General features: G+C 72.7%; 21 protein-coding genes. 10 read left to right on the forward strand and 11 right to left on the reverse strand.

The window, feature by feature from the left end:
• Nucleotides 1-195 precede the first annotated feature (195 nt).
• Both ACFVTC_RS00855 and ACFVTC_RS00860 read left to right on the forward strand, forming a co-directional pair.
• A complete protein-coding gene (locus tag ACFVTC_RS00855) occupies nucleotides 196-2,910 on the forward strand; it encodes a LuxR C-terminal-related transcriptional regulator (protein ID WP_390122548.1) in 2,715 nt (904 codons plus the stop codon).
• Between the two features lie 190 nt (nucleotides 2,911-3,100).
• Complete coding sequence (locus tag ACFVTC_RS00860) at nucleotides 3,101-3,298, forward strand: hypothetical protein (RefSeq protein ID WP_390122549.1); 198 nt, start codon at nucleotides 3,101-3,103, stop codon at nucleotides 3,296-3,298.
• 128 nt (nucleotides 3,299-3,426) lie between these two features.
• Here the strand turns inward: ACFVTC_RS00860 and ACFVTC_RS00865 are convergent, their stop codons facing one another.
• On the reverse strand, nucleotides 3,427-4,092 hold the full coding sequence (locus ACFVTC_RS00865) for a potassium channel family protein (protein WP_390122551.1): 666 nt from the start codon (nucleotides 4,090-4,092) through the stop codon (nucleotides 3,427-3,429).
• 203 nt (nucleotides 4,093-4,295) lie between these two features.
• On the opposite strand from ACFVTC_RS00865, the gene ACFVTC_RS00870 reads away from it, so the two are divergent.
• The 4 genes from ACFVTC_RS00870 (at nucleotide 4,296) to ACFVTC_RS00885 (ending at nucleotide 6,719) form a co-directional block, all read left to right on the forward strand.
• Complete coding sequence (locus tag ACFVTC_RS00870) at nucleotides 4,296-4,958, forward strand: HdeD family acid-resistance protein (RefSeq protein ID WP_168526950.1); 663 nt, start codon at nucleotides 4,296-4,298, stop codon at nucleotides 4,956-4,958.
• A 208-nt stretch (nucleotides 4,959-5,166) separates the two neighbouring features.
• Nucleotides 5,167-5,604, forward strand: a complete 438-nt coding sequence (locus tag ACFVTC_RS00875) for an SHOCT domain-containing protein (RefSeq protein ID WP_390122553.1) — start codon at nucleotides 5,167-5,169, stop codon at nucleotides 5,602-5,604.
• A gap of 108 nt (nucleotides 5,605-5,712) precedes the next feature.
• Nucleotides 5,713-6,156 (forward strand): hypothetical protein, encoded by a 444-nt coding sequence (locus tag ACFVTC_RS00880; RefSeq protein ID WP_390122556.1) that lies wholly within the window; start codon nucleotides 5,713-5,715, stop codon nucleotides 6,154-6,156.
• Between the two features lie 110 nt (nucleotides 6,157-6,266).
• Nucleotides 6,267-6,719, forward strand: coding sequence for an OsmC family protein (locus tag ACFVTC_RS00885; RefSeq protein WP_390122558.1), 453 nt, complete (start codon nucleotides 6,267-6,269; stop codon nucleotides 6,717-6,719).
• 207 nt (nucleotides 6,720-6,926) lie between these two features.
• On the opposite strand, the gene ACFVTC_RS00890 is transcribed toward ACFVTC_RS00885, so the two are convergent.
• Nucleotides 6,927-7,409 (reverse strand): MarR family transcriptional regulator, encoded by a 483-nt coding sequence (locus ACFVTC_RS00890; protein WP_390122561.1) that lies wholly within the window; start codon nucleotides 7,407-7,409, stop codon nucleotides 6,927-6,929.
• A 105-nt stretch (nucleotides 7,410-7,514) separates the two neighbouring features.
• Between ACFVTC_RS00890 and ACFVTC_RS00895 the strand changes: the two genes are divergently transcribed.
• Complete coding sequence (locus ACFVTC_RS00895) at nucleotides 7,515-7,883, forward strand: HGxxPAAW family protein (protein WP_390122563.1); 369 nt, start codon at nucleotides 7,515-7,517, stop codon at nucleotides 7,881-7,883.
• Between the two features lie 133 nt (nucleotides 7,884-8,016).
• Here ACFVTC_RS00895 and ACFVTC_RS00900 read toward each other — a convergent pair whose 3' ends face one another.
• Complete coding sequence (locus ACFVTC_RS00900) at nucleotides 8,017-8,580, reverse strand: hypothetical protein (RefSeq protein WP_390122565.1); 564 nt, start codon at nucleotides 8,578-8,580, stop codon at nucleotides 8,017-8,019.
• Between the two features lie 176 nt (nucleotides 8,581-8,756).
• Nucleotides 8,757-9,689 (reverse strand): Bax inhibitor-1/YccA family protein, encoded by a 933-nt coding sequence (locus tag ACFVTC_RS00905; protein WP_390122567.1) that lies wholly within the window; start codon nucleotides 9,687-9,689, stop codon nucleotides 8,757-8,759.
• A gap of 415 nt (nucleotides 9,690-10,104) precedes the next feature.
• Here ACFVTC_RS00905 and ACFVTC_RS00910 point away from each other — a divergent pair, with 415 nt between their 5' ends.
• Nucleotides 10,105-10,677: a TetR family transcriptional regulator C-terminal domain-containing protein gene (locus ACFVTC_RS00910; RefSeq protein WP_390122569.1), complete on the forward strand. Its 573-nt coding sequence runs from the start codon at nucleotides 10,105-10,107 to the stop codon at nucleotides 10,675-10,677.
• Nucleotides 10,678-10,775: 98 nt separating this feature from the next.
• On the opposite strand, the gene ACFVTC_RS00915 is transcribed toward ACFVTC_RS00910, so the two are convergent.
• Nucleotides 10,776-11,414: a disulfide bond formation protein DsbA gene (locus ACFVTC_RS00915; RefSeq protein WP_390122571.1), complete on the reverse strand. Its 639-nt coding sequence runs from the start codon at nucleotides 11,412-11,414 to the stop codon at nucleotides 10,776-10,778.
• A 157-nt stretch (nucleotides 11,415-11,571) separates the two neighbouring features.
• Nucleotides 11,572-12,603, reverse strand: a complete 1,032-nt coding sequence (locus ACFVTC_RS00920) for a nitronate monooxygenase (protein ID WP_390122574.1) — start codon at nucleotides 12,601-12,603, stop codon at nucleotides 11,572-11,574.
• A 553-nt stretch (nucleotides 12,604-13,156) separates the two neighbouring features.
• On the opposite strand from ACFVTC_RS00920, the gene ACFVTC_RS00925 reads away from it, so the two are divergent.
• Together ACFVTC_RS00925 and ACFVTC_RS00930 are read left to right on the forward strand one after the other, a co-directional pair.
• Nucleotides 13,157-13,459, forward strand: coding sequence for a muconolactone Delta-isomerase family protein (locus tag ACFVTC_RS00925; protein WP_390122575.1), 303 nt, complete (start codon nucleotides 13,157-13,159; stop codon nucleotides 13,457-13,459).
• Nucleotides 13,460-13,611: 152 nt separating this feature from the next.
• Nucleotides 13,612-14,757 (forward strand): YbfB/YjiJ family MFS transporter, encoded by a 1,146-nt coding sequence (locus ACFVTC_RS00930; RefSeq protein ID WP_390123722.1) that lies wholly within the window; start codon nucleotides 13,612-13,614, stop codon nucleotides 14,755-14,757.
• 289 nt (nucleotides 14,758-15,046) lie between these two features.
• Here the strand turns inward: ACFVTC_RS00930 and ACFVTC_RS00935 are convergent, their stop codons facing one another.
• The 5 genes from ACFVTC_RS00935 to ACFVTC_RS00955 form a co-directional block, all read right to left on the reverse strand.
• The gene (locus ACFVTC_RS00935) at nucleotides 15,047-15,490 is read right to left on the reverse strand and encodes a VOC family protein (RefSeq protein WP_390122578.1); all 444 of its coding nucleotides are present in this window, start codon (nucleotides 15,488-15,490) and stop codon (nucleotides 15,047-15,049) included.
• A gap of 267 nt (nucleotides 15,491-15,757) precedes the next feature.
• Entirely contained in the window at nucleotides 15,758-16,777 is a 1,020-nt protein-coding gene (locus ACFVTC_RS00940) for an alcohol dehydrogenase catalytic domain-containing protein (protein ID WP_390122580.1), read from the reverse strand.
• A gap of 258 nt (nucleotides 16,778-17,035) precedes the next feature.
• Nucleotides 17,036-18,040 carry a D-cysteine desulfhydrase family protein gene (locus ACFVTC_RS00945; protein ID WP_390122582.1) on the reverse strand — a complete coding sequence of 335 codons (1,005 nt, stop codon included), beginning with the start codon at nucleotides 18,038-18,040 and terminating at the stop codon, nucleotides 17,036-17,038.
• A gap of 163 nt (nucleotides 18,041-18,203) precedes the next feature.
• Nucleotides 18,204-19,559 carry a mycothione reductase gene (locus tag ACFVTC_RS00950; protein WP_390122585.1) on the reverse strand — a complete coding sequence of 452 codons (1,356 nt, stop codon included), beginning with the start codon at nucleotides 19,557-19,559 and terminating at the stop codon, nucleotides 18,204-18,206.
• 125 nt (nucleotides 19,560-19,684) lie between these two features.
• A complete protein-coding gene (locus tag ACFVTC_RS00955; RefSeq protein ID WP_390122587.1) occupies nucleotides 19,685-21,994 on the reverse strand; it encodes a SpoIIE family protein phosphatase in 2,310 nt (769 codons plus the stop codon).
• Nucleotides 21,995-22,135 lie beyond the last annotated feature (141 nt).

The following is a 22,135-nucleotide window of genomic DNA, read 5'->3' on the forward strand; positions in this document are numbered from 1 at the left end:
GGCCGGACCCGTCCGGCTCCGCGCGCGCACCGGCGGACCGGCCTCACGGAGGGGCATCGGCCTCGCGAAGGGGCCGCCGGGCGGACCTCACGCAGCGACCGCCGGACCACGCCCGATCCGCGTACCTGCGGAAAAGCTGGGATCGTGAGGGAGGGAACGCTGCCCGAGACCTGACGGAAAGCGGTGGTGCGCGCCGTGGCTGCCCTCGACGAGAACGGTACGGGTCCGGCTCCGGCTCCGGCACAGGTCGATCCCCTGGGCGACCCCTTTCTGCGCACGCGGTTCGCCCTGCCCACCAGACCCGCCACCTTCCTGCGCCGCGCCCGGCTCACCGCGCACCTCGACGAGGCTCTCCTGACACCCCTGACGATGGTCAACGGAGCGGCCGGGGCCGGCAAGACCCTGCTGGTCGCCGACTGGGCCGCCGGCCTGGGGAGGCCGGTCACCTGGCTCACCACCGACGCGGCGGGTCAGGGCCCCGGGATGTTCTGGGCGTACCTCCTCCAGGCCCTGGACGCCTCCGGAGTGCCGGTGCCCCCCGGGATCCCCCGCCCCGCGGACGCGAACGGGGTCGACCACGAACTGCCGGCCCGTCTCGCCGCCGAACTGAGCGGCCGCGACCGGCCCGTGATCCTCGTGCTCGACGAGTACGACCGGGTGACCGCCCCCGAGATCGCCGAGCAGCTGGAGTTCGTGCTCCACCACGCCGGGCAGGGCCTGCGCCTGATCCTCGTCACACGCACCGAACCGCTGCTGCCGCTGCACCGCTACCGCGCGGCCGGGGACCTGACGGAGATACGCGACGCCGAGCTGGCCTTCACCCCCGAGGAGGCGTCCGCCCTCCTGGACACGCACGGTCTCCACTTGCCCCCGGCCGGCGTACGCGCACTCGTGGACCGCACCCGCGGCTGGGCCGCCGGCCTGCGCCTGTGCGCCCTGGCCGCACGGGAGGCCCCGGACCCGGAGACCTACCTCAAGGAGTTCGAGGCAGGGCAGAGCACGGTCGCCGACTATCTCCTGGCCGAAGTGCTGAAGCGGCGCACGGCCGAGACCCAGGACCTCCTGCTGCGCGTCAGCGTCCTGGAGCGCTTCTGCCCCGAACTGGCGAACGCGCTGACGGAGCGCGCCGACGCCGAGCCCATCCTCGCCGGGCTGCACCGCGAGAACGCGTTCGTCGAGAGCCTCGGACACTCCTGGTACCGCCTCCACCCGTTGTTCGGGGAGATCCTCCGCGCCCATCTCAGGGTCCGCTCTCCCGGACTCGAACCCGAACTCCACCGGCGCGCCGCGCGCTGGCTGCGGCGGTCCGGATCGCTCCCCGAGACACTCGCGCACGGGGCCGCGGCGGGCGACTGGGAATTCACCGCCGCCGCCCTGGTCGACGACCTGGCCATCGGGCAGCTCTTCACCGGACTGCGCTCCGAGGACCTGACCGCGCTGTTCTCCCGTATGGGGCCCGAGGCCACGGGCCCCGCGACCGACCTCGTGCGGGCGGCCCGCGACCTCGCCCGCCACGACCTCGACCGTGGCCTGGCCCACCTGCGTCACGCCCGGGAGGGCCTGGCAGCGGAGGGCGCGGCCCAGGAGGGTCCGGCCGGGACGGGCCCGGACCTCGGCCCGGCTCGGCTCAGCTGCGCCCTGCTCGAGGCGCTGGCGGCCCGGCTGGCCGGTTCCCCCGCGAACGCGGAGACGGCGGCGGTGGCCGCCGAGGAGCTGCGGCAGGCGGTCCCCGCCCACCTCCTGGAGCGGCATCCCGAACTCTCCGCCCTGCTCCTGACCCATCTTGGTTCGACGCTTGTGTGGGCGGGACGCTTCGAGGAGGCGCGCGCCGCCCTGTCCACGGTCGCCGACCCGTGCGGCACGGTTTCGGCGGGGCTGCCCCGGGAGGAGTCCCTGGCGCACCTTGCGCTCATGGACTACCTGGACGGCTGGCCCGGCCGGGCGGAGAGCAAGGCCCTCGCGGCCACGGCCGGGACGGAGCACCTCGGCCCGCGGCGGTCGTCAGGCTCCACCCTCGGCCGGCTGGTGCTGGCGGCCGTGGCCGTCGACCGCGACGAGCTGGACCGGGCCCAAGCCCTCCTGGACGAGTCGGCCGACGCCGGGCGCGGGCCGCGGGATCCGGTGACGGCGGCGGGCCGGGCCCTCACGGCGGCCGGGCTGCTGCTGGCCCGCGGCAGGGCGGGAGCCGCGCTGACGGCAGCGTGCGCCGCGATCCCCGCCGCCGTGGCCTCACCCTGGGCGGACGGCCACGCGGCGCTGGTCGCCGCCGCCGTCCACCTGGCCGAGGGACGTACGGAGAGAGCCGCCGAGGCGCTGCGCCGGGTACCGGACGGCCAGACGGCCTGCGCGGTACAGGCCGCGCGCGTCCAGCTCGCGGCGGGCCACCCCGGCGAGGCGATCGGGATCCTCGACCGTCTTCACCTGGAGGGCCGGCCGGGCCGGACGGGTCCCGCCCTGACCGTGCGGGCCACGCTGGTACGGGCCCAGGCCGCGGAAGAGGCGGGGGACACCGTGACCGCCCGCGGGCTCGTCGCCCGCGCGCTCGTCGAGGCCCGCCGCGAGCGGCTGCGGCGCCCCTTTCTCGACGCCGGACCCTGGATCGGGCGACCGCTGGGCGAGGCGCCGCTCCGGGCGCTGGCCGAGGGCTGGCTCCAGGCCGGTCCGACCCACGACGGCGATCCTCCCCGGCTTCCGTCCCTTCCTCCGGCGCTCGTCGTGGAGGAACTGAGCGGGCGCGAACTCGACGTTCTCCGGCGGCTGGCCGAGATGATGTCCACCGAGGAGATCGCGGCCGACCTCTACGTGTCGGTGAACACGGTGAAGACCCACCTCAAGAGCGTCCACCGGAAGCTCGCGGTGAACCGGCGCAACGAGGCGGTGCGCCGTGCGCGCGAACTGGGACTGCTGTGACCCGCGGCGATGCGGGTGCGAGGCGGTGCGATGACACCGGCCCGGATCGATGCCGGTGCGATGACACCGGTGGACGGCCGGCCGGGCGCCGGGTCACCTGCCCAGGGTGAGGGCGGCCCGCGCGCCGAGGCGGAGGATCACGGGTAGGGCGTCGTCCGTCCGCCCCGGGCCGCCCGCGGGAGAGCAGCTGATGCGCTACGAGATCCGTGTCGACGGACATATGTCGGAGACGCTGGCCCAGGCATTCCCGGACATGGAGCACGTGGTGATGTCCGGTCAGACCGTCCTGTTCGGGCCCGTCCTCGACGAGGCCCATCTGTACGGTCTGCTGGCGCGCTGCCGGTCACTGGGACTGCGCGTCCTGGAGATGCGTCAGCTGCCCGAGTGAACACGGGCGGCGGGATCGTCACCCTCCGCGCCGGTCCGGTGCCCAGGCGCCCCGGCCGCGGCTCGGCGCTCGGTTCCGGTCGGTTCCGGCCTCGTCTCCGGTCGGTTCCGGCCTCGTCGACGGATCGCCTACGTCTCTGCCTCCGGCTCAGCTTCGCCGTCCTCGCCGTCCTTGGTGTCTCCGGCGTCCTCGGTGTCCGCCCCGGTCTCCTGCCCGACGGGCCCCCTGCGCCGCAACCCCGCCTGGACCGCGCTCGCCAGCACGCGCGCGGCGAAGCCCACCAGGACCAGCCCTCCGGCCATCTGCAGCATGGTCATCACCCGGCCCGTCTCGGAGCGGGCGGCGATGTCGCCGAAACCGACAGTGCTGAACGTGGTCAGCGTGAAGTACAGGGCGTCCGTCCTGGACAGCGGCTCGGTGAACGAGCCCGGGGCGGAACGGTCCAGCAGGTAGTAGGCACTGGCGAAGAGCACCAGGAACAGCACCAGCGTGGCGGCCAGGGCCTCGACGGCCTTCAGCCTGGGGTGGGGCGAGCGGATGATGGTCCGCAGCTCCCACACGAAGACCAGGACCACCGCCAGCAGACCGGACAGCAGCAGCACCGAGGTGCCGCGGGCGCTGTACCCGTCCAGGGGCAGCAGGTAGTAGGCGGTGACGAGTCCGGCCGCGATCAGGAAGGCGCGGGCCACCACCACGACTTTCGTCCACCGGGTGCGGCGCTTCGTTCGGCCCCGCCGGTAAGGGCCCTTCCGCGGCCGGGGGCGTTCGCTTCGGCCGGCCGCTCGATCGCTCATCGCGTGTCTCTTCGTTCGGTTCGCCGGGAGCCGGGCGGTCGGCCCGTCCAGCCCCCACCTCATCGCCCTGGCGGCCGGAAGGGATCACCCGCCGCGGGTGACCCGGCGGACGCCGGCGCGGAGCACGCTGGCCCGGTGAGGTTCCCACGCGCCCGCCTGCCGGCGGTCCGGCGGTGACCTGCTCGACCGTGCGAGGAGGAGCCATGACCGTACCGCGTGGTTCGGCGCCGCCGACCGGACCGGAACACCGGCCCGACGGACCGGCGCCCACTCCGGCGGGTGACCCCGCGGAGCTGCTGGCGGCACTGGGCGGCTCGTGGACCTGGATCCTCGGTTCGGCGGTGGCGACGCTGGTGCCGGGCGTCCTGGTGCTGGTCTGGCCGAACGAGAGCCTGCATGTCCTGGCGGTTCTCATCGGCCTGTACCTGCTCGTGATCGGGGTCTTCCGCTTCGTCGCGGCCTTCTCCCGGCGCGAACAGGGTGAACGGCTTCCAGGACTGCTTCTCGCCCTGCTGTTCGTCCTGGCGGGCGTGCTCTGCCTGCGGAACCCGATGCAGACCATCGCCGCGCTCTCATTGATCGTCGGGGTCGTCTGGCTGGTGTCCGGCATGCTGACCGCCTACACGGCCCTCGCCACCCGGGACCTGCCGCACCGCGGCGTCGTCCTCGCCGCCGCCGCGCTCGGCATCGTCGCGGGTGTCGTGGTGCTGGCGCTGCCGACCGAGTCGGCCCGTGCCCTCACCCGGCTGCTCGGTCTGTGGCTCGTGCTGCTCGGTCTGGTCGAACTCGGCGTCGCCTTCGCGTGGCGGGCCGCACTGCGCAGGGCGGCCGCCGCGCACCAGGGCGGTATCGCCGCACCGTTGTGAGCACGGCCGTCGCGCGCCGGTCCGCGATGCGCCGGTCCGCGCGTCGCCGGTCCGCTGACCGCCGGTCCGGTGCCCGACCGTGGTCGCGCCCGCGGCGCCCCGCTCACCCGCCTGATCACCCGCCTCGGGTGATGCCGCCCGATCCGGGCCGTGCGCATGCTGAGGACGGCAACGACTGCCGGGCACACGCCCCGGGAGGGAGAGAGACATGAGCGAGCCGATGTACCTCGCGTACGACTACCCGCTGCTGAGCATCTTCTGGACCATGCTCTGGTTCTTCCTGTGGATCATGTGGTTCGTCCTGCTCTTCCGGGTCATCGTGGACATCTTCCGCGACGACGCGCTCAGCGGGTGGGCCAAGGCCGGCTGGCTGGTGTTCGTCATCGTGCTGCCCTTCCTCGGCGTCCTCGTCTACGTGATCGCCCGTGGCAGGAACATGGGCACGCGGGAGATGAAGCAGGCACGCGCGCAGCAGGAGGCCCTCGACTCCTACATCCGGGAGACCGCGGCCGGCGCGTCCCGGTCCGGCAGCGTCGACGAACTCGCCAGGCTGTCCGAGATCCGCGCCCGCGGGGACATCACGGACGAGGAGTTCCGCAGGGCGAAGGAACTGGTCCTGAGCGGCCACGGCCCGTCGGACCGTTGAGCCGACGCCGACGCCGACGCCGACCCCACGTCCCGGACGGGACGCCGACGCCGCGTCCACGGGAGGGCAGACACGCAACGCCCCGGCGACAGGAGACGAGGGAGCACGATGGCCGCGACACACACCGGGCACGGACACACACGCTCGACGAGGCAGCAATGGGCCGGGGGCCTGACGGTCTTCGCGGGCGTGATGCTCATGATCGCCGGACTCCTCGACCTCTTCCGGGGCGTCATGGCGATCGCCGACGACGACGTCTTCGTCTCGACCCCGCGCTACGTCTTCCGGTTCGACCTCACCGGCTGGGGATGGATCCACCTCGTCCTGGGGGCGGTCGCCGTGGTCGTCAGCCTCGGACTGTTCCAGGCGGCGTTCTGGGCGCGTGTCCTCGGCGTGGTCATCGCCGGACTCATCATCGTCGCCAACTTCCTGTCCCTGCCGTACTACCCGGTCTGGTCCGTCGTGATGATGGCCTTCTCCGCGCTGATCATCTGGGCGCTGTGCGTGGCACGGCCCGAGACGTCCTACGACGTACCCGGGGACGACGGCTGAAGGACGGGTGAAGGGCGGGAAGAGGGCCCCCGCGGACCCGCGCGGCCCCCCGAGAGGAAGCGGGCCGGCACTCGCGCGAGCCGGCGGCACCCGGCACTACTGTCGACGGCATGACCGACAACAGCCTGCGTTCCGTCAGCATCGAGCGGACCCGTACCGGCCACTTCACCGCGACGAACGCCCGCGGCGGCACGATCGTCTTCGGCACCGGTTCCGGCACAGGTTCCGACCCCGAGGACGCCACCGGCTTCACCCCGGTCGAGTTGCTGCTCGCCGCGATCGGGGGATGCACCGCGGCCGATGTCGATGTCGCCACCGCCCGCCACGCGGAGCCCACCGAGTTCACCGTCATGGTGAGCGGCGAAAAGATCAGTGACGAGCTGGGCAACCGGATGACCGACCTCACGGTCACCTTCACCGTCCGTTTCCCCGACGGCGCGCCCGGCGACCGCGCCCGAGCGATTCTCCCGAGGGCGGTCACCGCCTCCCACGAGCGGCTGTGCACGGTCAGTCGCACGGTCGAGACCGGTACCCCGGTCACCGCGACGGTGGCGGACGTCTGACCGTGCCGAGCCGGGCACCCGCCCGCTGATTCCCTCCGACGCGGCTGGCCGATGGCCACGGCGCCCACGGGGGTTTCGTGCGTCGGTGCGGTGCGGTGCGGTGCGGTGCGGTGCGGTGCGGTGCGGTGCGGTGCGGCGCGGTCCGGCGTCCGGCGGCCGGGGCAAGAGGGACTAGTGCCGGGACGACTGGGACGACTCCTGGGACGGCTACGGCTCCCGGCCGATCTCGTCCAGGGAGTCGCCGAGCAGGGCCTTGGCACGGGTGAGCCAGTCCGCCAGCACGGCGATCTCGTCCGGGGTGTAGTCGGCGAACAGGGCACCGAGACGCTCGTAGAAGGGGCCGTAGACCTGGAGGATGCGCTCCTGGGCGGATTCCTCCATGACCACATGGACGCGGCGCCTGTCCTGGGGGTCGGCCCGGCGGCGGACGTAGCCGGCCTTCTCCAGCCGGTTGAGGACGCCGGTCATCGCTCCGGTGGTCAGGCGGGCCTGCTCGGCGAGGTCGCCCGCCGCCGGTGTCCGGCCCTCTGTGGAGGCCTCGATGATGAAGCCCAGGCAGGTGAGGTCGGTGACGTTGAGGCCGAGCCGCCGTGCGATGTCCTGCTGGCCGAACTGCGCGGTCGCGATCATCCGGTCCATCGCGTAGAGCGCCTGGCCGGCCGTCGCCGCCGGGCGCTGCTTGCCCTCCACCACGCATCCCCTTAGTGTCTAAGTTACTTATCTCGCGAGCTAAGATGGTTCGCGTCGGGTGTCCGCCGGACTTGTTCGCCCGACCCGCCTTCCCGAGGAGCAGAAGTGGGCATGCACGGAGACCATGATCTGGGCCACACGGTCGCGGGCTGGGCCGGGACCACCATAGCCGTCACCGGTTGCGCGGTGACGGCGGTGGCCCTCGCGGCCGGATCCTCCACCGGGCTCTGGCTGGGCGGTGCCGTCGTCGTCCTGGCCGCCCTCACCACTTGGCTTCTCCACCTGGCGGGCTGGGGAAAGGCCGGCGGACCGCGCCCCGTGGGCAAACAGCACTGGCGTGTGCGTGACACCTCCGCCCGGCTCGGCCACCCCGACTGCCTCGGCTGTCGCATGGCCGGCCGCGGCGCGGCCGCCGCGCCGAGCGCCACCCCGGCCGGCTCGCCCGCTCCCACGGTTTCTGGGCAACCGTCGTGACCGTGGCCGAAGGCCCGGGTCGCCTTGGAAGTGCTCCGGCTTCCAGGCGGTCACCGCGACGGTGACGGCACGGACCCGGCCCCGCGCGGCTGGATCGGGGAAGCGCGGATCACGTCTCGGATCATGCCTCGGATCACGCCTCGGTCAGGCGCACCTTGTAGCCGTCCTCCTCCATGAGGACGACGGTCACGCCGAACGGGTTGGGATGGTCCATCTCCATCGGGACGAAGGAGAACTCGACCGCGGCCCGGATCGGGGGCACGAGCTCGCCGCCGGGCTGCGGCGCGGGCGCGTCCCGCCAGTCGGGATCGATCGAGGCGACGCCCTCCGGATCGCGGGCCAGCACCCGTTCCTCGTAGGGGAACCGGTGCAGCACATGGCCGTCCCGCGTGGCGTGGACCATGTTCAGGCACGGGGCCGGGTCGCTGAGGGGCAATTCGCACGCGGTGGCCACGTCGTGGGTCTCCCAGGCGAGGACTACCTCGTCCGCGCCCGCCGCCGCCGCAATGTTCGACAGCTGCGCGATGCCGGTGAGCGCGTCCTCGCCGGACTTGAGCGGGCGCACCCAGATCAGCCCGACCAGTCGGCCCCGCACCAGGGGCATGATCACCGGCCGCGGCACGGCGCCCTCGGCCAGCCCCGCCGCGTAGGCCCCCTTCATCGAGTCGGCCAGCGCGTTCCACATCTGGGTCTCCACGGACTCCCCTTCACCCTCGTCCTCGGACGGTCCACGATCACCACCGACCCTGTCACGCTTGGGCGCGGGCGTGCCAGGGCCACCGGTCGGTCGGGGGGCCGGACGCATGCAGGAGCTCCGTGCGCGCGTACGAGGCTCCCGCCCGATCGGAGCGGCTCCAGGGTCTCGGGGCGGAGTCAGTCGTCGCCCTGCTGCATCAGGACGGACAGCACGCGGAGTGCCTCCAGGTAGATCCATACCAGGGTCACCGTGAGGCCGAACGCCGCGATCCACGACTCCTTCCGGGGAGCGCCGTACGCGACGCCGTCCTCGACCTGCCTGAAGTCCAGTGCCAGGAAGCAGGCGCCGAGGACGATGCCGGCGGCCCCGAAGAGGATGCCGAGCCCCCCGCTGCCCAGGCCGAGGTCGTCGCCGCCGCCGAACACGGAAGCCGCCAGGTCGACCACCATCAGGAGCAGGAAGCCCGTGGCCGAGGCCAGGACGAAGCCGTGGAAGCGGCGCGTGACGCGGATCCAGCGCGACTTGTAGGCGATCAGTACACCGGCGAAGACCGTCAGGGTGCCGAGGACCGCCTGGACGACCGCACCAGGTGCGACGTACGCCGAGGTCGCGTGGGAGATCACGCCGAGGAACACGCCTTCGAACGCCGCGTACGCCAGGATCAGGGCCGGTGACGGCTCGCGCCTGAAGGACTGGACGAGTGAGAGGGCGAACGCGAGCAGGCCCGCGCCCGCCGCTATGCCGTACGAGCCGCCCGTGCCCGCGTCGTGCAGAGGCGCAAGGACCCATGAGAGCACCGCGGTGAGTGCCACCGTGCCGAGCGTCAGGGCCGAGCGCGTCACCACGTCGTCGATCGTCATGGCGCCGTCGGCCGCCACGGCGCGGGATCGGTCAGGGGGCGGAGCGTCCTTCGACGGGCGCGGGCTCCGAGAACCGTCATCGGCGTACGGGTTCGCGGTGTACGGCCCGTACGACCCGGCGCCGACCCGGAGTCCGACCGAGCCTCCGGCCGCTGCGCCGACGGTTCGCGGCTCCTCGGGGTGCCGCTCGGTGCGGGCGGCGTCGCGCGCGAACCCCCGTCGGGAGAAGACCGGATTGCTGCTCTTCATGTCACTCCTCCACGGCCGCGTCGCGCGGCCTGCGCCCTGGTCGCACCGAACCCTGTGCGTCACCACCTTGACAGGTGACGCGATGAACGACAAGCATCGTCACCAGGCGAACCGGTGATGGTCGCGACATGGAGCCCAGGGCGACCGGGGTGAGGACCAGGGACCACAAGAACCCGCAAAGACCAAGGAGAGGGAAACCCCATGAAGGCATCGAGGATTCTCAAAGGGCTGACGGCGATCGCGGCCGTGGTCGTCATTTCGGTCGGTTGTTTCGCGCAGATCTTCTGACGGGCTGCGGCCGCCGCGGCGCCGTGGAGTGAACCTCGCCCGAGGTGTACTGTCCAGGTAAAGTGTCCGGTCATATTGACTGCCTGGGCGTCCCTGGGGGCCCACAGGACAGAGGAGGTGTCGCGTCGTGCCCAAGCCGTCCAAGCGTGACGACCTGCTGGCGTCCGCGCTGGAGACGTTCCACACGCGCGGTTTCCACGGCACCGGCATCAAGGAGATCGCCGACGCCGCCGGAGCGCCCAAGGGGTCGTTCTACAACCACTTCTCCAGCAAGGAGGAGTGTGCCATCGAGGCCCTGCGGCTCTACGGCGCCGAGCGCCGCATGGACATGCTCGCTGACACCACGTCGCCCCCGCTGGAGAGGATCCGCCGGCACTTCGAGTTCCTGCGGGACGAGGTCGTCGACCGGGACTTCACACGGGGCTGCATGTTCGGCAACTTCGCCACGGACGTGATCGACCACAGCGAGGAGATCCGCTCGGCCGTCGCGGACAGCCTGCGGACGTGGAACGGCGCGATCGCGGCGGCCCTGACGGAGGCCCGCCGCGACGGTGCCGTACGGGCGGACCTCGACCCCGATGCCACGGCCCGCTTCCTCGTCAACGCGTGGGAGGGAACCCTGATCGAGGCGCGCGCCACCAAGTCCGCCGCCGCTTTCGACACGTTCTTCCGCATGGCCTTCGAGGCGCTCCAGCGCTGACGTGCGCGGGCCGTGGCCGGGCGTTGGCCGCTCGGGCACGGCCGCCCGAGCCTTGGTGGCCCGAGCCCGGGTGGCCCGAGCCCGGGTGGCCGGGCTGCCTAATCGAACAGCGGGCCGACCGTCCTGGTCCGCTTGATCTCGTAGAAGCCGGGTGTGGAGGCGACGGTCAGTGTGGCGTTCCACAGACGGACGGCTTCCTCGCCCCGAGGAGCCGGTGTGACAACGGGACCGAAGAAGGCGATCTTGTCCGTGCCGGGTCCGGGCACCGCGATGATCGGGCTGCCCACGTCGGACCCGACGAGGGTGATGCCCTCGCGGTGGGAGGCGCGCAGCTCCGTGTCGCAGGCGTCGGTGTCACCCGCGTCGGCGAGGCTCGTGGGCAGTCCGGCGTCGCGCAGCGCGGCCTCGATGGTCGGGCGCGTCCTCGGCTCCTCCCGCAGGTGGAAGCGAGTACCGAGCGCGGTGTAGAGGGGCTCCAGTACGGCGGGGCCGTGAGCCCGGGCGGCGGCCATCAGCACGCGTACCGGTGCCCATGCCTGGCCCATCAGCACGCGGTGCTGCTCGGGCAGTTCGCCGAGCCGGCCCTCGTTGAGGACGGCCAGGCTCATGACGTGCCAGCTGATGGTGAGGGGCCGGGCCTTGCCGACCTCCAGCAGCCAGCGGGATGTCAGCCAGGTCCACGGGCACACCGGGTCGAACCAGAAGTCGACGTTGGTGCGGGGGAGCGAGTCGTTCATGAGAGGTTCCAAACGCGGTGGTGGTGGCGGGCCGAGGGCCTGGTCGGCGGTCGGCGGGGAATGGGCTGCGGGAAAGACGGTGGAGCGACTCCTGAGCGGGCGAGGGCCTGGCGGTGGAGCAACCCCCGAGCGGGCGACGGCACGGGGAGCGACCGCGTCACAGAGCCGAGGCCAGGCGCGCCAAGGTCTGGCCGGCACCCTCACGGCGCGCCTGCCGGTGGCCGGTGCCCGCCCACAGGTGCAGAGCGTCGGCGTCCCCCGCTGCGGCCGCCCGTTGGCGGAGCCGGCCCGTGAGGTGATGCAGCGCGGGATACCCGTACGGGGCGTGGTCGCCGTACAGATCGGTGAAACGGTTGCGCAGGGCGCGGGCGGGGCGGCCGGTGAAGGCACGGGTCAGCACGGTGCCTCGGCCCCCGGGGTCGGCGAGAGCCGCTTGGTGGACGGGGGAGGCCCCGCTTTCCTCGGTGCGCAGGAGCACGGTGCCGACCATGGCGGCCTGTGCGCCGGCCGCCATGACCTGGGCGACGTCGTCGGGCGTGGCGAGTCCGCCCGCGGCGATCAACGGCAGGCCGACAGCCCGGCGGATCAAGGCGATCAGATCGTTGACCGGCACCTCGGGCGGCGGCAGCCGCGGTGTCAGGGTGCCGGAGTGGCCGCCTGCCGCGGCGGCCTGCACCACGAGGACGTCCACGCCCGCTTCGGCCCCGGCGCGCGCCTCGTCGACACTCGTCACCGTCTGGGCCACCAGGCTTCCCGCCGTACGCAGCCTGGCCACCACGGCCCGTTCGGGGATCCCGAACGTGAAGCTGACCACTGGTACGGGGTTCTCGGTGAGCAGGTCGATCTTCTCCGCGAACGCGTCGTCGTCCTCGACCGGGACGTGCCCGCTCAGGTCGACGTGGTGGCGGTCGGCCGTTCCCTGGACGAGCGCGGCGTAGCGGTCGAAGGCCGCGCGGTCCACCGGGAGCGGATTGGGTGCGAACACATTGACGCCGAACGGGATCCGCTCGGCACGCGCCGCGGCGACGCGCTCGGCCAGCGTCCGAGTGGTGGCGTAACCGGCCGGGACGAAGCCGAGGCCACCGCTGCGAGCCGCGGCCACCAGCAGCGCGGTGGTCGTGGCACCACCCGCCATCGGCGCGGCCAGGACCGGCGCCGTGACGCCGAGAGCCGCGAGCAGGCTGTTCATGGTGCTGTGCCCTTCTTCCTGACGTTGACCGTGACGGTCGCGGTGACACCGACGGTGACGCTTCCTGATGGCCGGCCGGCCCGTCGTGGCCGCCGGCCCGTGGCGGGTCACGGGGCGGCGCCGACGCAGGGGAACGCCCGGCACCGACGCGCGGTGCTCGCGGCCGGGACAACGGCGGACCTCCAACCTCCACGGTGCCGCCTCCGACGCGGTCGAGGCCACGACCGGCTTCCTCCCTGCTGGTAGGTGCGGCCTCGCACTGACCCGGGTGTCGGCGGCGGTGCCGTTCGCGCGCGTCCCGTCCGCACGGTCGCCGAGGAGTCGCGCTCGCCGCACCGTCGGTGGAAGGCGGTGCCTTCCACCGGGGAGGAAGCCGGTCGTGGCGTCCGCCCCGGCCGTAGCCACACGATGAGGACATGGACACCCGACAGCGCGCCCCCGGAGCGGCGGCCGCCGCCGTCATCGGCTTCGAACCGACCGGGCCACGGCTATCGGCACCCGGCGTGCCGCGTCAGCCCATCTCGGTCTCGAGACACCCCGCGGAGAAGACATCGTGCGAGAGTTCCTGGTCGAGCTGACCACCACCATCCCCGAAGGCACCGACCCCGCCGAGGTCGACCGGCGTCGCGCCGCGGAAGCGGTACGGGCCGCCAAACTGGCGGCCGCCGGACACCTGTTCAGACTGTGGCGCCCGGTCGGTGAGCCGCGCAGCATCGGTGTCTGGCTCGCCGCGGACGAGTACGAGCTGCACGAAAAAGTGATCGGCACACTGCCGCTGCGCGCGTGGATGACGGCCAGGGTCACCCCGCTCGTGTCCCACCCCGACGACCCGGCCGGACCCGACGCCCTCGCGTGACCGACGCGTCACCCCGCGAGGACCGCGTACGCACCCACAAGGACTTCCTCATGAGCGCACCCATCCTGCGACGCTCCCCGGACCGGTCGGCGGGCCCGCTCGGTTCACCCTGGGGCCACGTGGCTCAGGCGGCCGCGGCCCTGGCGGCCGGTATGGGCGTCGGGCGCTTCGTCTACACGCCGATCCTTCCCCTGATGCACGCTCAGGCGGGTCTGTCCGCCGGGGCCGGAGCGCACCTCGCCACCGCCAACTACGTCGGCTACCTGATGGGCGCGCTCGTCGGCATCCTGCGTCCCGCGCTGGTCCGCTCGCCCGGAGCCCTGCGCGGCTCCCTGATCGTGCTGACCGGCACGCTGGCGGCGATGCCCTTCACGCACAGCACCACCGGGTGGATCGGGCTGAGGCTGACGGCCGGTGCGGCCAGCGCCCTGATCTTCGTCATCGCCGTCAGCTCGCTGCTCAGTCACCTGCGCGACCACCCCGCGCACCTGCCCGGCTGGGCCTTCGGCGGAGTCGGCGCCGGGATCGCCCTGTCCGGCCTGCTGGTCCTCGCCCTGCGCTCGGTCGCCGACTGGCAGGCCGCGTGGTGGGCCTCCGCGGGCCTCGCCGCGGTCTTCGCCGCACTGTCCTGGAACCTGCGCGTCGAACTGCCGCGCGCCGAGGTCACAGGCGCCGGGGCCGTGACTCCGACGCGGTCCGCGCGTACGCACCGCTGGTTCACCGCGCTGTTCGCCGGGTACACCCTCGAGGGCGTCGGCTACATCGTGGCCGGCACCTTCCTGGTCGCCGCCATCGACCAGGCGTCCCCGGGGTGGATCGGCAGCGGCGCCTGGGTGCTGGTCGGGCTGGCGGCCGTGCCGTCCTCGGCGCTGTGGGCCTGGCTGGGGCGCCGCTGGTCCCGCCCCGACCTGCTGTTCGCCGCGCTCGTGATCCAGGCCGTCGGCATCGCGCTGCCCGCTCTGGTCGCAGGAGTGGCGGCGGCGCTGATCTCCGCGTTCCTGTTCGGCGCGACGTTCCTCGGGATCGGTACCATCGCGCTGGCCACCGGGGCCCATCTGCGGTTCCCCCGCTCGGTGGCTCTGCTGACCGCGGGATACTCCGTCGGCCAGATCATCGGGCCCCTGGCCGTCGCGCCACTGCTCCACCACGGTTACCACCAGGCCCTGATCCTGGCCTCGGCCGTCGTCCTCGCCGCCGCCCTCACCGCGGTCGTCCTGCGGATCGGCTTCCCCCACGACATGTCCGACGAGATGACCGCCGAGATGCCCGATGAGCGGGTCACCCGGCCGGTCTCGTAGATTCGGATCGCGCGCAAGGAACCGGGTCCGCGAGTGCCGGCGGCCCGCGGCGGCAACCGGGTTTGTGGGTGTCAGAGGCCCGGGGCGGCAACCGGGTTTGTGGGTGTCAGAGGCCCGGGGCGGCAACCGGGTCCGCGGGTGTCAGAGGCTCGCGGCGGCAACCGGGTCCGCGGGTGTCAGAGGCTCGCGGCGGCAACCGGGTCCGCGGGTGCCAGCGGCCCCCGGCGGCCAACGGGTTCGCGAGTGCCGAAGGCCCCGGTGGCCCGGACGGAGGCCGCCGGGAGTTCGGTCAGCGGCCCGGGAGCCGTGTCGTGATCTCCTGCAGCACCCATCCGTTGCCGTCCGGATCGCTGAACGACAGGAACGAGGAGTAGCTCCGGCGTTCCGGGTCCGGGCCCGGTACCCGGCCCCCGGCTCCGACGCGATGGAAGACTCCGCCCGCGTCGTGGAACACCTCGCTCACCTCGACGCCCCGGTCCGCGAGCTCGGCGCGGGCCGCCTCGATGTCGGAGACGACGAGGTGCAGGCCCTCCGACGAGCCGGGCGAGGCCGTGCTGATGCCGGTGCCGAAGATGACCGAACAGGGTGAGCCGGGCGGGGTGACCTGCACCACCCGGAAGTCCTCCCCGTCGGTGACGTCGGCGTCGAGCCGCCATCCGAGCTTCTCGTAGAAGGCCTTGGCCCGGTCGACGTCGGCGACCGGCACCACCACGACCTCGAGCTTCATGTCCATGACGGCTTGCTCCTGTCCTCGGGCATACGTTGCTGTCGACCGGCATCAGAGGACATCAGCTGACATCGGCCGGTCCTCTCTACGTCCACGGTTGGGCCGGGGGTGGCCGCTCGCAACCCGTACGGGGCGCGCCGGCCCGCTCCGACGACCGCTTCGGCGCAGGCCCCGGGTACTTCCCGGTGCGCGACCTGGAGGCGGGGGCCGAGACCAGGCCCGGTCGGGCCCGATCAGGCCGGGTCAGGCCGGGTCAGGCCGGGTCACGCCCGGTCACGCCTGTGCGGCGTCGAGCACGACACGGAAGCGCGCCTCGCCGGACATCATGCGCTCGTATGCCTTCGGTGCCTCGGCCAGCGGCATCCGCTCGATCAGCGGAAGGACGCCGTGCCGCACGCTGAAGGCCAGGTTGTCCTCGTTCTCGATCGGGGTTCCCGTCAGGCTGCCGGTGATGGTGCGCGTGCTGAGCACGAGGTCCGGCGTGGACACCGATATCGGGTCGGTGCCGACCCCGACCACGATCATGCGGCCGCGGGGGGCGAGCCCGGTGAGCAGGGGGGTCATCGAGCTGCCGCTGGCCGCCGTCGCGACGATGCCGTCGGCGCCGCCCAGTCGCGCCAGCGCCTCCCCGGGGTGCTCGGCGGCGCTGTCGATGTAGTCGTCCGCGCCGAGCGAGGCCGCCAGCAACGCCTTCTCCGCCCCGCGGGCGATCGCCACGACCCGGTGGCCGAGCCTGGCCGCGTACTGCACCGCGAGATGTCCGAGCCCCCCGATGCCCTGCACGGCCACGAGCGACCCGGGCCGGCTGTCCAGCTGGCGCAGGGCGCTGAGGCTCGTCAGGCCGGCGCACAGCAGCGGGGCCGCCTCGGCCGACGAGATGCCCTCCGGAATCCGGGCCAGCGCGTTGGACCTGGCGTACATCACCTCGGCGTACCCGCCGTCGACGCTCGTGCCCGTCTGCTCCTGGTCGGCGCAGTTGACGAAGTCGCCGCGTCGGCACGGATCGCACTCACCGCAGTGACCGGCCAGGAATCCGACGCCCACGCGCTCGCCGACCTGCCACGCCCGCACTCCCTCGCCCACGGCGTCGATCGTCCCGACCACCTCGTGACCCGGGACGACGGGCTGCGACGGATCGGGCCTGAGGCCCTCGACGGCGAGCACGTCGGAGTGGCACACCCCGCAGCTCTCCACCCTGATCCGTACGTGGCCCGCGCGGGGCGGGACGAGCTCACGGGTGGTCCGTGCGAACTGCCGTGATCCGGTGACTTCGAATGCCTGGTACGTGGACACGTTTCTCCTGGGGATGCGCGGCGCCCGGTCCGAGTCCCGCGTGGGGACCCCCATCGGCCTGCCGGTCCTCGCGGTTGCGGGCGGCACGGCCGGGCCCGCGGACGATCCGCGGAGGCGCTACGAAGACAATATGACCGGTCGTCTTAGACGTCAATGCATCCCCCGATCGGGCGTACCCCAGATCGCGCGTACCCCCGATCGGGCGTATCCCGGCGTATCCCTGAAACCCGGGAATCGTCACCCCTTGAACCAGTGACTCTACTCTTCCGTGCGGGGCGACGCCCCCTCGGGCTCGTAGGCACGCAGGCCGTCGACGGCGCGGTGCACGGTCTCCGTATGCCCGAAAAGGCCCGGCAGCCCGCCGGTGTGAAGGAGGACACTGCGCTGCCCCGGGCGGATGTCGCCGTCCCGGACCGCGGCGACCAGGCCGGCCATGGCGCGCCCGCTGTACACCGGGTCAAGGACGAGACCCTCGGTGAGCGCGGCCGTTCGCATGGCCTCCAGGACCGGTTCGTGCAGCACCCCGTATCCCGGGCCCACCTGGTCGGCGCGGATCCGCAGGGCATCGGGGGCGATGTCGCGGCCGGTCAGCGCGCCCGCGAGTCCGGCGACGGTGACGGCCGGCTCCGCCACCGCCCCGCAGTGAACGCCGAGGACACGCCGCTCCCCGAGCGCGCCGATCAGTCCCGCCATGGTGCCGCCGGAACCCAGGGCGACCACGACGTGCTCCACGTCGGGCAGTTGGGAGAGCAACTCCTCACCGCCGTCCACATATCCCCGCGCCCCGAGGGGACTTGAACCGCCGAAGGGGATCGCGAAGGGGCGTGCCCCGTCGTCGCGCAGCTGACGGCACACCTCGTCGGCGACGTCGGCCATCGTGCTCGGGTCGCTGTCGCCGGCCCAGAAGACCCTGGCTCCGAAGAGACTGTCGAGAACGAGGTTGCCGGAGCCGTTCACGGCACTCTCGCGGGTACCGGGGAAGACGAGCACGACGTCGAGCCCGAGGCGGGCGCCGGCGGCCGCGGTGAGACGGGCGTGGTTGCTCTGCGCGGCACCGGTGGTGACCAGTGTGTCCGCACCGGCCGCGAGGGCGGCGCCGACGGTCCACTCCAGCTTGCGGGCCTTGTTGCCGCCGCCTCCCAGACCGATGAGGTCGTCCCGCTTGATCCAGAGGTCGGCCCCGCCCAGCCCCAGCGCCGCCGCCAGCCGCGGCGCACGCTCCAGGGGGGTGGGCCATGTCGACAGGGCGATCTTGTCATTCATGAGGTCTCCAGCTCGAGTGGTACGCGCACCACCGGGGGCGGATGGGGGAGGAACTGTTACGGCGGAGCACGCGGTCACCGTACGTCGGGCCGTTCCCGCTCCCGTCGCCCGCCCGCCGCGGACGGGGACGGGGAGCGCGCGGCCGCCCCCTCCCGGGCGGGGACTACAGGGCCAGCAGGGCCTGTTCGACCACTTCGGTCAGTGCCGGGTGGATGTACAGCTGGTCCCGGGCGATCCGGTCCACCGTCAGACCCAGCTCCATGGCCTGGATCAACGGCTGAATGAGCGTGGCGGCCTGGGGCCCGATGATGTGCGCGCCGAGGATCGTCCGCTCGACGGGATCGGCCAGGATCTTCACGAAACTGGTGGTGTCCTCCAACGCCCATCCGTACGCGGCGTCCCCGTAGGCGCGGACACTCACGAGGTGGTCGATGCCGCGACGGCGGGCCTCCTGCTCGGTCAGCCCGATGCCGGCGATCTGCGGGCTGGTGAAGACCGCGTGCGGGGCGACCTGGTGGGGCAGCGCGCGTACGTCCTCGGGGTGGAGCAGGTTGTGCCGCACGAGCCGGACCTCGGCATTCGCCACGTGCTTGAGCTGGAAGTGATTCGCCGTGTCGCCCAGGGCCCAGACCCCCGGTACGGACGTGCGGTAGGCGCTGTCGGTCACGATGTGGCCGTGCCGGTCGAGGTCCAGACCACCGGCGGCGGCGTCCAGCCTGTCGGTGTTGGGCCGGCGGCCGACGCACACCAACAGCGCCGCGGCGCGCACGACATGGTCGCCGTCCGGGCAGGACACGGTGACCGCGACGCCGTCCTCACGCCCTTCGACGGAGGTGACCGCAGCGTCGAGGAGCACACGATGGCGCCGCGACGCCAGGTCGGTGAAGCGCGCCGACACCTGCTCGTCCTCCGCCATCAGTAGGCGCGGCCCCCGCTGCACGATCGTGATGTCGGAGCCGAACGCGCCGAAGACATGGCCGAACTCGGCGGCGATGAAACCGCCACCGATGACGACCATGGACGCGGGCACCTCGTCGATCCGCATGATGGTGTCCGAGGTGTGGTACCTGACGGTGTCGAGACCGGGGATGTCCGGCACCACGGGCCGTGATCCGACCGCGACGACGAACGTGTCGGCGGTGATCCGCTCGTCCCCCGCCTGCACCACCTTCGGCGCGACGAACCGTCCCTCCTCGGTGAACACGTCGATGCCGTTCTCCCTGCGGTAGTCCAGCGCGCTCGCGTGCAGCGGATCGATGCGGTGGAACACCCGGTCGCGGATGGCCTTCCAGTCGACGTGCTCGACGGTCGCGTGGACACCGAGACGGGCCGCCGCTCGCGCGTCCTCGACCGCGTCGGCGGCGACGACGAACATCTTGCTCGGAATGCAGCCTCGGTTCAGGCACGTGCCGCCGAAGCGGTCGGGTTCGACGATGGCGGTGCGGAGATGGGCGAGTTCTTCGTCGGGCAGCATGTTGCCGCTGCCCGCTCCCAGAACCACGAGTTCGTAATGACGCACGTGCGTTCACCTTCCGTCGACGGACCGTCCGGCCCGGCCGTGCGCGGCCCGGCGGTGAGGGCGTGGTCCGCGCCACCCTGTTTCCCTGTCGCGCGGGCACTTCGACTCACTGGGGGCGATCCGGTTCATCCGGAGGACCCCGCGTCCTGCAGGGGCTGTTCCGCCCAGACGGTCTTTCCGTGCTGGTGATGGCGGGCGCCCCACTGGCCGGCGAGGCTGGCGACGATGAACAGCCCACGGCCCGTCTCGTCTACCGTGCGGGCGTGTTTGACGTGGGGGGCGCTGCTCGAGCCGTCCCTGACCTCGCAGGTCAGCATCCGGTCGAGGATCAGCCGTAGGCGCAGGGGCGGGGCGCCGTGACGGATCGCGTTGCCGACCAGTTCGCTGACGATGAGTTCGGTGGTGAAGGCCGTTTCCTCGTCCACCCCCCAGACTTCCAACTGGTGGCGCGCCGCGCGACGGGCGATGGGCGCGGCCTCGGTGTCGGCCGGCAGCGGGACCGTCCGCACCCGGTCCGCGGGCAGCGCATGCGTACGAGCGAGCAGTATCAGTGTGTCACCGGTGGGGCGGTCATCCGCGAGCGCGGTCGCGAGGTCTCCGCAGAGTTCCGGCAGGGGTCTGGTACCGACGGAGTCGAGGAGCGGGCGCAGGGAACCGGAGGGGGCAAGGACCCTGCCCGCCGCGGTGGTCGTACCGATCGCCAGGGTGCTGCCTTCGGGGAGGTCCACGGTGGTCGAGGGGAAGGGGGCGCTGCTCGTCTCGGCGAGGAGGGGGCCCGGTGGGACGGGCAGTTCGCTGGAGGTGCCGTCGGGCAGGACGGCGACGGGCTGTGGGAGCCCGGCTCGGGCGAGGGTGCAGGTGAGCTCCACCGGGTCGTAGATCGCGACGGCACAGCCGGCGGTGAGCGACTCGCGGCACATCGGGTCCCCCGGCGGCAGGGAGGCGCAGGCCCTGGCGAGACGGCCCGCGGTGTCGCTCAGCCGTGCCAGCAGATCGTCGGGCTCCAGGTCCAGGGCGGCGAGAGTGTGGACGGCCGTGCGCAGGATTCCCACCGTGACGGCCGCTCCGATGCCCTCCTTCGCCACGTCACCGACGACCAGCGCGGTCCGTGCGCCGGGCAGCGCGATCGCGTCGGACCAGGCCCCGCCGCCGTCCGGGTCGGGAAGGAACACCCGGGCGATCTCCATGGTGTTCGGTGTGCCCGAGTGCTGGGGCAGAAGCCTGCGTTGGACCGTGGCGGCGATGATCCACTCACGCATGAACCGACGGGCGGTCTCGACGCAGAGCGAAGCGTGCGCGCACACGGCCGAGGCCACCGCGACGTCGTCCTGGGTGAAGGGGTCCTCCTGCCCGTGGCGGTAGAAGCTGACCACGCCCAGAGCCTGGCCGCGCACCGCCAGCGGGGCCACGATCAGGGAGTGGGCGCCGGACCGCTCGATGGCTTCGGCGCGGGGCGGGTCGGCGGTGAGCCAGTCGGTGTCCTCCCCGATGGGGAGAAGGCGTGGCCGGAGGTCGGACAGCACACGCGCGAACGGGGTGCCTCTCGGCAGGGGGCGCACGTCTCCGACCGGGTAGGCCGAGAACGGACCGCGGAAGGCGGCCCGCCGCAGCATGGTGTCCTCGTGCACGGGCACCTGCGGAGGCTCCTCTCCGTGGACGACGTCCTCGATCACCTCGACCACGGTGATGCCCGCGAACCCGGGTACGACCGCCTCCACCAGCTCCTCGCACACGGCGCCCACGTTCAGCCCCTGCCCCACGTGGGTGCGCACGGACTCAAGCAGCGCCAGCCGGTGATGCGCGTTCTCGCGCTCGGTGACGTCGAGCGCGGATGCCACCAGGCCGAGCACATCGCCGTGGGAGTTCTCGAGACGGACGTAGGAGAGGGAGTAGATGCGTCGTCCGAACCCCCCCGGCGCGTCGGCGACGGCCCGTACGAGCCGGCTGACCACCGGTTCACCGCCGTCCAGCACCTGTTGCGCCACCGCGGCCTCTTTTTCGGGGTCTTCCAGGTCGTAGGCCTGGGCGAAGTGCGTGCCGGTCAGGTCCTCCACCGGCGTGCCGGGCGGACCGTGGCTGGCGCCGGGCGCGCGGGCCACCCGCAGCTGCTGGTCGAGGACGTGCAGTCGCGCCGGGGAGTGGGCGAACACGGCCTCCAGGATCGCCACGTCCTGCCCCGACACCACGTCCTGCGCCGCGAGGACCTGCCACATCACGGACGTGCCCCGCAGTACCGGCTTGACCAGTACCGGAGCGCCGGCCGCGAACCGTTCCCGCCGTCCTCCCTCGTCAGCCGTCGCCTCGCGCACGAGCGCGGTCACCGCCCGGCCGACGGCCTCCTCGGCGGACCAGCCGAACAGCTGCTCGGCCTGGCGTCGCCACTCGACGATCCGGCCGTCCTCATCGATGAGCACGAGCACGTCACCGCTGGACATTCGACAGCACCTCCGCTTCCCTCGGTTCCTGCCCGCCCCGCTCGTATGAATGAACGGGCTTGCCCCATGGGTGACTTGGGCGTTCGGGTCGGCGAAGTGGATGACGGCGGGCCGCACCGGGACGGCGGCACGGACGGCGGC

The sequence above is a fragment of the Streptomyces sp. NPDC057950 genome (genome assembly GCF_042887295.1).
In the GTDB taxonomy this organism is placed as follows: Bacteria; Actinomycetota; Actinomycetes; order Streptomycetales; family Streptomycetaceae; genus Streptomyces; species Streptomyces kaempferi.